The organism is Fibrobacter sp. (assembly GCF_045112255.1).
GTDB lineage: Bacteria > Fibrobacterota > Fibrobacteria > Fibrobacterales > Fibrobacteraceae > Fibrobacter.
The window spans coordinates 36,408-49,063 of the sequence record NZ_JBGUHR010000051.1; the positions used below are offsets into that span (position 1 = coordinate 36,408).

Annotated in this window: 10 protein-coding genes; 3 read left to right on the forward strand and 7 right to left on the reverse strand. The window is 48.5% G+C overall.

Going from position 1 to position 12,656, the window contains the following annotated elements:
- The first annotated feature begins 104 nt into the window (after positions 1 to 104).
- Entirely contained in the window at positions 105 to 590 is a 486-nt protein-coding gene (locus ACJMM9_RS07250; protein ID WP_405325189.1) for an NUDIX hydrolase, read from the forward strand.
- Positions 591 to 736: 146 nt separating this feature from the next.
- Here ACJMM9_RS07250 and ACJMM9_RS07255 read toward each other — a convergent pair whose 3' ends face one another.
- A complete protein-coding gene (locus tag ACJMM9_RS07255; RefSeq protein ID WP_405325191.1) occupies positions 737 to 1,225 on the reverse strand; it encodes an LptE family protein in 489 nt (162 codons plus the stop codon).
- Positions 1,226 to 1,314: 89 nt separating this feature from the next.
- Here ACJMM9_RS07255 and serS point away from each other — a divergent pair, with 89 nt between their 5' ends.
- Complete coding sequence (serS, locus tag ACJMM9_RS07260) at positions 1,315 to 2,601, forward strand: serine--tRNA ligase (RefSeq protein ID WP_073442886.1); 1,287 nt, start codon at positions 1,315 to 1,317, stop codon at positions 2,599 to 2,601.
- 151 nt (positions 2,602 to 2,752) lie between these two features.
- Here serS and ACJMM9_RS07265 read toward each other — a convergent pair whose 3' ends face one another.
- Complete coding sequence (locus ACJMM9_RS07265) at positions 2,753 to 3,079, reverse strand: hypothetical protein (RefSeq protein ID WP_405325195.1); 327 nt, start codon at positions 3,077 to 3,079, stop codon at positions 2,753 to 2,755.
- A 67-nt stretch (positions 3,080 to 3,146) separates the two neighbouring features.
- On the opposite strand from ACJMM9_RS07265, the gene ACJMM9_RS07270 reads away from it, so the two are divergent.
- Positions 3,147 to 4,916: an AMP-dependent synthetase/ligase gene (locus ACJMM9_RS07270; protein ID WP_405325198.1), complete on the forward strand. Its 1,770-nt coding sequence runs from the start codon at positions 3,147 to 3,149 to the stop codon at positions 4,914 to 4,916.
- A 117-nt stretch (positions 4,917 to 5,033) separates the two neighbouring features.
- On the opposite strand, the gene ACJMM9_RS07275 is transcribed toward ACJMM9_RS07270, so the two are convergent.
- The 5 genes from ACJMM9_RS07275 to ACJMM9_RS07295 all read right to left on the reverse strand — a co-directional run.
- Entirely contained in the window at positions 5,034 to 6,200 is a 1,167-nt protein-coding gene (locus ACJMM9_RS07275) for a phosphoglycerate dehydrogenase (protein ID WP_173465265.1), read from the reverse strand.
- 133 nt (positions 6,201 to 6,333) lie between these two features.
- Entirely contained in the window at positions 6,334 to 8,073 is a 1,740-nt protein-coding gene (ispG, locus tag ACJMM9_RS07280) for a (E)-4-hydroxy-3-methylbut-2-enyl-diphosphate synthase (protein ID WP_405325201.1), read from the reverse strand.
- Positions 8,074 to 8,131: 58 nt separating this feature from the next.
- Positions 8,132 to 9,877: an HD domain-containing phosphohydrolase gene (locus ACJMM9_RS07285; RefSeq protein WP_405325204.1), complete on the reverse strand. Its 1,746-nt coding sequence runs from the start codon at positions 9,875 to 9,877 to the stop codon at positions 8,132 to 8,134.
- 23 nt (positions 9,878 to 9,900) lie between these two features.
- Entirely contained in the window at positions 9,901 to 11,607 is a 1,707-nt protein-coding gene (locus ACJMM9_RS07290; RefSeq protein WP_405325207.1) for an HD domain-containing phosphohydrolase, read from the reverse strand.
- Between the two features lie 172 nt (positions 11,608 to 11,779).
- Positions 11,780 to 12,656, reverse strand: an 877-nt coding sequence (locus ACJMM9_RS07295; protein WP_405325210.1) for a S1 RNA-binding domain-containing protein, incomplete at its 5' end; no start/stop codon positions are given.

The following is a 12,656-nucleotide window of genomic DNA, read 5'->3' on the forward strand; positions in this document are numbered from 1 at the left end:
AAATCATACAATAATTATACATTTATCTCGCATAAATAGTTAACAATTCTAAGAAAGTCCTCCCAAAAAGAGCAAAAAAACAAACAATTCTATATTTGAAGCGTATGATTAACACAACCCTCTGCTATATCGAGCAAAACGGCAAATATTTGCTCCTCCATCGTATCAAGAAAAAAAATGACATCAACAAGGATAAGTGGATAGGTATCGGAGGCAAGTTCGAAGAATGGGAATCCCCCGAAGACTGCATCCACCGCGAAGCGCTTGAAGAAACAGGACTCACACTTATCCGGCCCAAATACCGGGGCATAGTCACCTTCATCAGCGACGGCATGGACCAGACCGAATTCATGCACATCTTTACCGCGACCGAGTTTACAGGTGCGCTCAAAGATTGCGACGAGGGTGTACTAGAATGGGTAGACAAGCAAAAGGTGAAGGAACTCCCCCACTGGGATGGAGACCTCATATTCCTTGCACTACTCGAACGCGGCGAACCATTTTTTTCGCTAAAGCTCACCTACAAAGGGAGTGAACTCACCGAGGCTTTATTGAACGAAAAGCCGGTTACACTACAAGATTTCCTATAAAAATGTAATATTCCACATTTTTTTGAGAAAAATTGACATAACGACTTAACAAACGGCTAAAAATTAAGCATATTTGTAATACTCCAAACCAACCCCAGACTCGGCAAGATGCGTATTCTTACGATATTGCCGAGTCGCTTTTTTTATTACCACTTGGCAAGGGCGTTCGAGACAATCAAGTCCTGGAGCTTTTCAACGGCACGCGTCTGACCATGGCGGTCTTCGGTCTCGTTAGCCTGGACATCGTAGACACCATCTGCAGAAAGGGACTTGCTCTCGTAGATGATTCTTTCTTTTACGTTATCATAAAATTTAACTTCAACGCGGATCGTGACGCGGTATGTCTCGACATCGCTATTGCTGTTGTAGTTTTCAGGCTTGTTGGAATAGCTTAACAAAGTAATTTCAAAATCAGCATTGGCATCACCATTCACGAGGCGCACACCACCCGCATTGCGTTTGAACATATCGACAACGGCCGTATGGATATTGTTGGCTAGCACGGGGTCAAGAGTCTTGTCATCAACTTCATGAATGTTAACTGTTTTAATATGGCTCGGAAGCGTCGAAGCGGTAAAGCTGTAACAGCCATTCAAAACAGTAGCAAGCAAAGCTACAGCAACAAAACAAAGCAAACAGGAGAGATTCTTTCGAAAACGCATGTCGATAATTTAGAAAAAAGCTATCTTTCCACCCGTAAAAATATTTTCAACAGAGGCATAAGATGCTTGACATTAAGAAAATCCGCGAAAATCCGGAATACTACATTGCTGAAACCGAAAAGAAATATACGACCGTAAGCCTTCGTGACGTGCTCGCCGTCGATAACGAACGCCGCCCGCTCCTCACCGAAGTCGAACGCCTCAAGAGCGAACGTAACGCCCAGTCCAAGCGCATTGGCGAACTCAAGAAGAAGGGCGAAAACGCAGACGAAGCCCAGGCCGCCACTCGCGAACTCGGCAACAAGATCGACGAACTCGACAAGAAGCTCAAGGAACTCGACTACAAGCAGACTGAAATGCTCATGCACGTTCCGAACATCGCTCCGCGTTCTCCGGAAGGCAAGGACAGTTCGGACAACGTTGTTGAAAAAGACGGCCCGATTCCGTTTGACTACTACACCAAGAACGATGACTTCGCCCGCGTGGACCACAAGACGCTCGGCGAACGTCTCGGCATCTTTGACTTTGAACGTGGCGCAAAGATTTCTGGCAGCGGCTTCCCGGTTTACCGCGGTCTCGGCTCTCGCCTCGAACGCGCCCTCATCCAGTTCTTCCTCGACGAACACCAGAAGGCAGGCTTCGAAGAATTCACTCCGCCGTACCTCGTCACCCGCAACACCATGCGCGGCACGGGTCAGCTTCCGAAGTTCGAAGAAGACATGTACCGCTGCGACAAGGATGACGACCTCTTCCTCATCCCGACTGCAGAAGTCCCGCTCACGAACCTCTACTCTGGCGAAGTGATTCCGGAATCTGAACTTCCGAAGCGCATCTGCGCCTACTCCGCTTGCTTCCGCCGCGAAGCTGGTAGCTACGGCAAGGACACCCGCGGTCTGCTGCGCTTGCACCAGTTCAACAAGGTTGAAATGGTCTACTTCGCTCATCCGGAACACAGCTACGAAGACCACGAAGAACTCACCCGCTTCGGTGAAAAACTCCTCGAAAAGCTCGGCCTCCCCTACCACCGCCTTGCCCTCTGCAAGGGCGACCTCGGTTTCGGTGCAGCCAAGTGCTACGATCTCGAAGTTTACGCTCCGGTCGAAAAGAAGTGGCTCGAAGTCAGCTCCTGCTCGAACTTCGAAGACTACCAGGCACGTCGCGCCAACATCAAGACAAAGGTCAACGGCAAGAACGTCTACCTCCACACGCTTAACGGCTCTGGCCTCGCCACTCCGCGCGTGATGGTCGGCATCTGCGACAACTACCAGCAGAAAGACGGCTCGCTCAAGATTCCTGAAGTCCTCCGTCCGTACATGGGTGGTTTGGAATTCATTACCCCGAAGAAGTAATTTGGCTTCGTCATCCTGACGCTTAGCGGCAGGATCCATTAAATTTCAAAAAGCAAGTTCCCATGGACTTGCTTTTTTTCATTTTCCCTGAACTGTCACCCCGGCCTGAGCTTGCCCCGGACATGTTCCGGGGTGCCGGGGTCGCCTTTTCCTATAACTTTTCAAGTTTCTCGTACACATCGTACAGCCTCTGCACTCCGTTTTCAAGCCCGTAGTAATGCTTTACGTACGGCACCAAAAGCGCAAAAAACAGCACATCCAGCGCAAGCACCGATATTTCCGGCACAACGACCAAGAATAAAATTCCGCCAACGGTCAAAAGCGCAAACAGAATCATCACGAGTTCGTGAACCAGGCGCTCATGCTGAAAAAAGCCGATGTGCGTCCGGACCGACAAGAGCTGCTCCGCCGTCAAGGAGTTCCCCGCCTCAACCATTTTCAAAAGTTCGTCTTCGTAATCGCTTAATTTTTTCAACATATCTCTAATATACTGAAATTTTTCAAAAAATTTGAGCTATTGCAAAATAGAATGTTATTTTAAAAGCATGGAGTCTTTGGAATTCACATCTCTGCCGTCTTTGTTCTTTGCGAACTGCGACAGAGCCGCTTTTAAAGGATGGTATCACCGTAAAAACGGTGAGTGGATTCATTATTCCAAAGGAACTCTCAAGCAAAACACCAAGGCTCTCGCACTTGCCTTAAAATCGCTCGGTTTAAAAGAAAAAGAAAGCGTCGGCATCATCGCCCCAAGTTCTCCAAACTGGATTATCGCAGACATAGCCATACAAATAAATCGCGCTCACGTCGTTCCGCTTTTTCCAAACATTTCTTCTGAGAACTTTGAATACCAAAGTCACGATGCCAATATCAAGATCCTGATTATCAATTCCTTTGAAGAACTTGAAGAGCCTCTTTACGACTTGCTCCCGTCTTTTTCAAAAATCATCTGCATCGACAACGATTCATTCCTCCCGGCCAATGGAATTTATTGGGAAGACCTTCTGGAAAAAGGATCCAAACTTCTTGCAGACAAGAATCAGTCGGAATGGATCAAAAAGAATATTAAAGACATTCAGCCAGATGATATTTTTAGCATAATTTACACAAGCGGTTCTACAGGTCGGCCTAAAGGCGTGGAACTTACCCACAGAAACATGTTAGTACAAATTCAAAACATCGCCCCGATGTTCAGGTTTGATACAAAAAAAGATTCATGCCTTACAATTCTCCCGGTCGCTCATGTTCTCGAGCGCATGGCGGTCTATTTTTACACGCTCAGCGGCGTCACCATTTACTTTGGCGACAATCCCAAGAATCTTTCACACATTTTGCGTGAAGTTCGACCGACCATCATGATCGTGGTCCCGCGCATTCTCGAGCGCCTTTACGAGAGCATGACAACCGCAACCGATCGCGCCAAAGGAATCAAAAGATTCCTAATAAAACACGCTATCAAAATTGCAAAAATCAAAGAACCCAACAAGCGTTTCGACCCTCTTTACTGGATATTCAATAAGCTCGTCTATAAGAAAATGCGTGAAGCCGTCGGTGGCAATTTCCGCATGATCATTTCGGGCAGCAGTTCTCTCAACAAATCTATTTTGCGATTCCTTTTGAACATCGGGCTTCCCGTCTTTGAAGGCTACGGCATGACAGAATGCTCCCCCGTCGTTTCTGCAAACTGCAAACAAGCGATAAAGCCCGGCTCCATAGGCAAGCCTCTGCCCCACCTCGAAGTGCGAATCGGGAAATGTAGCGAGATCCAAGTCCGAGGCGAAAGTGTCTTTAAAGGATACCACAACCGCCCCGACTTAAACGCCAACATATTCACAGATGACGGATTTTACCGTTCTGGAGACCAAGGCTATTTTGACGAAGACGGATTCCTTTATTTTACAGGTCGCATCAAAGAACTCCTCAAGACGAGTACCGGCAAATACGTCAGTCCCAACCCCATCGAACTCGAAATCATCCGTCACCCGCTTGTCGAGCAAGCGCTTGTCATTGCAAACGATCGCAAATTTGTGTCTGCAATTATTTGGCTGAACCCCGTAGGCGCCCGCCGCATGCTCAAGCCGCAAAACGAAGATTACGATGTAGAAAATGCGCTAAAGTCACCGCTTGTCCGCGATGCCATCAATCGCCACATCGAACATGTCAACGAAAAGTTGAACCATTGGGAACAAATTCGCAAGTGGACTCTGGTCGGTGACGAACTCACGATTGAATCGGGTCTCTTGACCCCCACATTAAAAATTCGGCGCACCGTTGCTGAAAAACGATACGCCGAACAAATTGAAAAGATGTACAATTAGACGAGAGACCGCTTCGCTGGTAGACGAAAGACGAAAGATTTTTTCTTTGAGTCCATGCGAAGCACCACTATTATTCTTTCGTCTCTAGTCTGTAGGACCGCAGGTCCGTTCTTTCGTCTAAAAATGGATCACGCGGACCTTGATGACCTTGTCGAGCTTGGAGAGCTTTTCGACGATGGAATCATCGACCTTGCTTTCGACGTCAACGAGGTTGTAACCGATCTTGCCATTGCTCTTGTTGCTGAAAGATGCAATGTTGATGCCTTCTGCACCGAACACCTTCGTGATTTCAGAAATCATGTTCGGAACGTCCTGGTTGATCACGACCACGCGGCTCTTGATGCCAGCATGCGGATGATCGACGAGAGCCGGGAAGTTCACGGAATTGCGGACGCAACCGTATTCGATGTAGTCCTTCAATTCTTCAACAGCCATGACTGCGCAGTTTTCTTCGGCTTCTTCGGTAGAAGCGCCGAGGTGCGGGAAGCAAGTGACCTTGTCGTTCTTGATGAGATCTGCGGTCGGGAAGTCGCAGAGGTAGCCCTGGAGGGAACCAGAAGCGAGCATTTCGTTCACCGGATCCATTTCAACGATGCCACCACGAGCAAAGTTCATGATGTAGGAACCCTTGAACTGAGCGAGGTTCTTGCGGTTGAGGAGGTTTTCGGTAACGCCCTTGATGAACGGGACGTGAACCGTGAGGAAGTCAGAATTTGCAATCACGGTGTCGAGATCAGCAATTTCGACCTTGTTAGAAAGTTCATGCATGTTGTTTGCGTTCGGATACGGTTCGTAAGCGATCACGCGCATGTTCTTCCAACGGGCATAGTTAGCAACGAGAACACCGATCTTGCCGAGGCCAACAACACCGAGAGTCTTGCCGGCAAGTTCCATACCAGCAAACTTCTTCTTGCCGCTTTCGACAGTCTTTGCGAGGTCCGGATCATTCACGTCGAGACCCTTGACCCAAGCAGCAGCCTTGTCAGCATTACGGACAGCCATGCCGAGCACGGTCATCACGAGTTCAGCAACAGCGTTTGCGTTTGCACCCGGAGTGTTGAACACGCAAATGCCCTTTGCAGAAGCCTTGTCAATCGTGATGTTGTTCACGCCAGCACCAGCGCGAGCGACAGCCAAAAGGCCATTGAAGTTATCCGTATCAACCTGAGCAGAACGCACCAAGATAGCATCCGGATTTTCGATAGCATCGGAAACCTGGTAGAACGGGCCAAACAAGCCCAAGCCTTTCTTGGAAATGTTGTTCATTGTCTTAATAGTTGCCATTTTTCATTCCTTTGTTTAAGTTAAAAATCTTAGACGAGAGACCGCTTCGCTGGTAGACGAGAGACGAAAGATTGTTCAAAAGAAATTCTCTCGTCTTTCGTCTGTAACCGCATAGCGGCGTTCTTTCGTCTCATCAAGGTTCCTGCCAGCGACCACGTTCCTTGATGAGGTTCACCAATTCTTCGATGGCGTCCTCTTCAGGGATGTTCTTCTTGACGGCTGTCTTGCCTTCGAAAAGCGTAATACGGCCCGGGCCACCGCCCACATAGCCGAAGTCAGCATCAGCCATTTCACCAGGGCCATTCACGATGCAGCCCATGATGCCAATGGAAATGTCCGAGAGGTGTCCAAAGCGGGCCTTGATCTTGCCCATCACCTGCTGGATGTCGTAAAGCGTACGACCGCAGCTCGGGCAGCTGATAAAGTTCGTCTTGCTACGGCGGCAATAAGCAGCCTGCAAAATGTCGAATGCGAGAATCACAGAATCCTTCGGACTCTTGTAACCGTCAATCACGACGGCATCGCCAAGGCCATCCGTCACAAGGCTTCCGATATCGGCAGATACACGGAGTGTATCCTTTTCACTATCTGTAATCTTTGCATAAAGGAGAATCGGATCCTTGCGGTTTGCGGCATACAAAGCCGAAGCGAGAGCACGTACGCCCATCACCATTTCAGGTCCCGTATAGCAGAAGAGCGAACCTTCCGGCACGGAGTTCGGATTTGCAGCAAAGCCTGCGATATCCATCGTATCCTTAAATTCAACAACCGGCTTAGCATCAAGACCCGGCAAAGCAAATTCTGCATTGCGGCGTTCACCCGTGAGGCTCACAGCGTCAGCCTTCATGCCGACGCGCACCGGTTCCGAACCGCCAATCTTTACGCCAGCAAGCGTCACCGGGACCGTTTCCCTGCGTTCGTAGTGGTACGGATCCTTTTCCAGAACCGGCACCGCAAACTTCGGCACATCGGTCTTAAGTTCGCAAGCCTTGATGAGTTCCTGCGCCACCGGAACTTCTGCCACCGGATCTTCAGTCAAGGACACGCGAATCGTATCGGCAAGGCCATCGAGCAAAAGCGCACCAATGCCAGCCGCAGACTTCAAACGTCCGTCGGAACCGGCACCCGCTTCCGTTACGCCCACATGGAACGGATACGGCTTAAAGTGTTCCTGCTTCAAGCGAGCGGCAAGCAAGCGGTAAGCAGAAATGGCCACACGCGGATTGCTCGACTTGAGGCTCAAGACCACCTGGTCAAAATGTTCGGCTTCGCAAACAGCCAAATATTCGATGGCGCTTTCCACCATGCCTTCCACGGTGTCGCCATAGCGATAAATCATACGGGCGCTCAAGGAACCGTGGTTCACGCCAATGCGGATAGCACGGCCAAGGCGCTTCGCTTCTTGCACAAACGGAGTGAAGGCTTCGGCAACCTTTTCCTTTCCTTCATCAAAAGACTTGTCCGTCTGCTGGTCAAGCGTCAAAATACCAGTATCTACAAAGTTACCCGGATTGATGCGGACCTTTTCCACCCACTTGAGCGCTTCGAAAGCAGCCTTCGGCTGGAAGTGGATATCGGCAGAAACAGGGACCTTGCAACCGGCAGCGCGCACACGCTTCATGACTTCTTCAAGTCCAGCGGCATCGGCGAACGTAGGCGCCGTAATGCGCACCAGACCGCAACCGACCTTGGCAAGCGCAAGCGTTTCCGCCACCGTCTTTTCGACATCCTTCGGCTTGGTCGTCGTCATGGATTGAACTAAAATGGGGGCATTGCCCCCTATCAAAGCGTCGCCTACGCGAACTTGAACAGTTTCCCTGCGAACCGCCTTAAAACGGTCATCAACATACGGAAGTGTAGTAAAATCTAGCATGGCTCAAATTTAGTAAAATAGGGAGCCATTTAGCAACAATTACATAAAGCGTACAGACCTAATTCGCAGGGCTTTCCGCAGAAGCTTTCTCCGCCTCAGCTCTTTCGGCTTCACATTCCTTTCGGTAGAACTCTTCCAGCTCTTCTCGGCTCTGTTCAAAATACTTCTTCAAACTCGGATCAAAATGCTTACCCATGGACTTGTCAATAATATCGTAAGCATCCCCAAAAGAGAACGCTTCCTTGTAACACCTCTTGCTCACAAGGGCGTCATACACATCCGCAATCGCCATCACGCGGGCTTCGAGCGGAATTGCCTCGCCCTTCAGCCCATACGGGTATCCACTGCCATCCCAACGTTCGTGATGTCCACCAGCCATGTTTTTCGCAATTTCCACAAACAGTTCGCTCTGGAAATTCGAAAGCAGGTTCTTGATAATGATAGCCCCTTTTTCAGCATGCGTTTTCATCTCGGCATACTCTTCTTCTGTAAACTTACCAGGCTTGCAAAGGACCTTATCATCAATGGCAATTTTACCAATATCATGCATAGGCGCCGCCGCAATCATATCGTCGTAAAATTCTTTCGAGTAATTGAGATTCGGATCCTTCTGCATTTTCGCAACAAGAATACTCACCACTTCCTTTGTACGCTTGAGGTGTGCCCCTGTAAAACCATCCTTGTTATTGACCATTTCAGCCATTCCCACAAGCATCTGGTTCTGGAACAAGCGAATCTGATCCTTATTGTTCTTGATAAGAGCAGCAAGTTCTGTGTTGTTTGCGTCCAGGCGTTCAATATAGCGCTGGATATTGGTTTCATCTTCAATACGGAATAAGCATATCTGCAATTTCTTATTCTGATGCACATTGCGCATAACCGCCTTGAAGTAACGTTCTTTATACGAGAAACGGTAAACTTTATCTCCGCTAGAATCTTTCAGCTGAGTCATGCCTTCCTTAAAGACATCCGCAATTTCAGCATCCTGGGGCAAATCATGGTCCACACGGCAATCCAACAGTTCCGGGAAATAGCGGCTTGCAATATCATTGCAACCCAAATACAAGCCCTTCGGAGAAAACGCCAAATATGCAGCCGTATTTTCAGCTTCAAGAGATTCCAGTACACTGTTCATAACATCGTGCATCTTTACCAGGGCACAGACATAGAGCAAGACCAGTTCATCAATCAAGTACACAAGCGGCATGAGCAGGGTATCGTTTTCCATATTGCGCGCCAAAATAAAAGCACCGATGGAAACGAACGCCAACGCAGCAATAGCGATCAAAGTCTTATAACTAACATTGCGTTTTTTCTTTGCAGCAATGATAATGACAACCACATTGGCCAGCATGTAGAAATACAGCAGGATATTCCACAAGACATGCCCAGGACCGTACGTTGGCATATAGCTGCCAAAGCCGTTCAGTACAACGTATCTTACAGATTCATAGAAGACATCGCTAAAGCCAACCGTGCACGAAAGCCCAAATACAAGTGCGCTATACAGGAACAAAAATAGCTTGATCCACCTCGACAATTCAAAAGAGCAAAGGCGGCAAATCAAGAGGAACAAGAAAAGCGGCAGGAAACACGCCCCCAGATAGCACACTTTGTTAGCAACAATAGCCCCTTCAATGGTCGTCGAAAGAGCGAGAAACAAGTAGCCAAAATCGGCAAGGACAATCGAAAAGAAAAACGCCGTAAAATAGGTATTCAACGGCCTACGGTAAAAGACAGAAAGCAGGCAGGCGTTTATCCCCGAAAAGACGCACATAGCAATCAAGTAATAGATAACAAACATACCACTTTCCCGAACAAGTTTAACTAGTGATCTACAGAACAGTAATAATCCATCAGCTGGTCCTGGCATTCCAAGAAGCAATCTTTCAAACGCGGATCAAACTGTTTACCCATTGACGCAACAATTACATCGCGGGCTTCCCTAAACGACATACGTTCCTTGTAGCAACGCTTACTCACCAAAGCGTCATAAACATCGGCAAGAGCCATGATGCGCGCTTCCATCGGAATATTATCTCCCGAGCGCTGTTCCGGATAACCCGTACCGTCCCAGCGTTCATGATGGTAAAGCGCCATATTCTTGGCAACATTGACAAAATAATTGTCCTTCACGTCAGAAAGGAGCTTTTCAATAATGTTAGCCCCCTTCTCCGCATGGGTCTTCATAATTTCACGATCATCGACATTGAAGCGTCCTGGCTTGCGTAGCACAGCATCGTCAATCGCCACCTTACCCAGATCATACATCGGAGCTGCGGCAATCAATACATCCAGGAACTTATCCGACAAATTATCAAATCCTTTTTTGCGCATCATCGAAACAAGAATCTTTACGACCTCGCTTGTACGCTTGATGTGACCTTCCATGTTCCCAGCGCGGCTTTCCGCCATTTGCGCCATGCCGACAATCCATTTTTCCTGCACTGAAAGTTTTTCATTTTCAGTCTTTACCATGTTCTTCTGCAACATGGAATTGCTGCGGCCAAGAGCATCAATGTAGCGCTGTTCCTGCGTATTGTCTTCGATCCTGAACAAGAACACATTCTTTCCATGCACTTGCCTCAGGACCTTCACTTCGCACTTGTAATGGCGCCCGGAATAATTGAACTCGGTCATCTGGCAATAATCCGTCAAGATCTTGGATTTTCTGTACTTTTCAATCCAGGACATAATGTGCTGCTGCAATTCTGTTTCACCTTTCAAATGAGCGTCAACTCTCATTTTGACAAGTTCAGGGAAAAAGTTCATTGCAATCCGGTTTGCCCCCAAATACGCGCCATCGACCAAAAAAGAGAAATAGGCGCACGAACTTTCTGTTTCAATGGACTCAATAACGCATTCCGTAATATCGTACCATTTTACATTGTTACAAATGTAGAGCAAGAGGACCTGGTCAATCACATAGATAAGCGGCATAATCATCATGTCGCTTTCCAAGAAACGAGCCAGGAAGAACGAAAGAATCGTCGCGATTTCGCCAATGATCATTGCAATAATGTTCTTGAGAGAAACCATTTTCTGATGCAAAATCGCACGGATAATGACCCATATATCCAGAATAACATAGCTCACCAGGAACGCATTGAACAAGCTATGCGCCCAGCCATAAGTCGCCACATAGTTGCCGACCCCAGCCTGAACCACATACTCCACCGTCTTGTAATACGCCGGGAAATACCCGACCGTCATAGCCAGTGCACAAATAGTAAAGCTCATCAAGATAAGCGTCAAGTGCAGCCACTTCGGAATGCTCATCTTGCATATTTTCAGGAGAGCAAAGAACATGAACATCGGGAGGAACGACCCTCCGAGGTAGTTCACCTTATTGGCAATAATCGCGCCTTCAACCGTTTCAGAAAATCCAAGCAGCCAATGGCCAAAATTCGCGACAAGAATCGCGTAGAAGGAGTAGTAAATGTAAATGTTCCGCTGATTCTGAAAACGCAGAGAAAGTACTGCCAGGTTGACAGCGGACAAAACAAACATCAATGTTAAATAGATATAACCCATATCCACAACCGGTATAGAACCGTTTATAAAGCTAATCTATTTTTGCAAGAAGGAACATCCGCCTCCTAAAAAAGTTCCACTCGCAAAAGTGTACAATTGCAAATATAAAAAAGAAAACGCATGGTCATAACCATGCGTTTCCTTTAGATAGTCTAATTGAACTCATCCAGGACTATGCTTCAGCCGGAGCTTCGGCAGCAGGTGCTTCCGGAGCAGCTTCAGCAGCCGGGGCGGCCTTCGGAGGGAGCAAAGCCTTCATAGAAAGCTTCACCTTGCCCTTCGGGTCAACACCGAGGCAGAGCACTTCGACTTCGTCACCGACATGAACCACGTCTTCGACCTTATCGACACGGCGGTCGGCAAGTTCAGAGATGTGGACGAGACCGTCACGGCCCGGGAGGATTTCGACGAATGCGCCAAACGGCTGGATCGTCTTCACCTTGCCCTTGTACTTGCGGCCCGGTTCCGGTTCTGCAGTGAGTTCTTCGATCATGCGGCGGCAAACTTCACCAGCCTTACCTGTCGGGGCGGCGATGTCGATATTGCCGTTGTCGTCAATGTTAATGGTGCAGCCCGTCTGAGCCTGCATGCCCTTGATGACAGAGCCACCAGAACCGATAACGTCACGGATCTTCGTGGTCGGGATGCGCATCTTGAGCATCGTCGGGGCCTTTTCAGAAACGTGCGGACGCGGGGCAGCAAGGCCAAGTTCAGCCATCTTACCGAGGATGTGGATACGGCCCTGACGAGCCTGTTCCAAAGCTTCGCGCATGAGTTCCGGGGTGATACCGCGGATCTTGATGTCCATCTGGAATGCCGTGATACCTTCAGCAGTACCCGTCACCTTGAAGTCCATATCGCCGAGGTGGTCTTCCGTACCGGTAATGTCGGTCAAGATCTTGATCTTGCCGCCTTCCTTGACGGAACCCTTTTCGGAGATGAGGCCCATGGCGATACCTGCAACCGGAGCCTTGATAGGAACGCCAGCGTCCATCAAGCTGAGGCAGCCACCGCAAACAGAGGCCATGGAAGAAGAACCGTTGGATTCC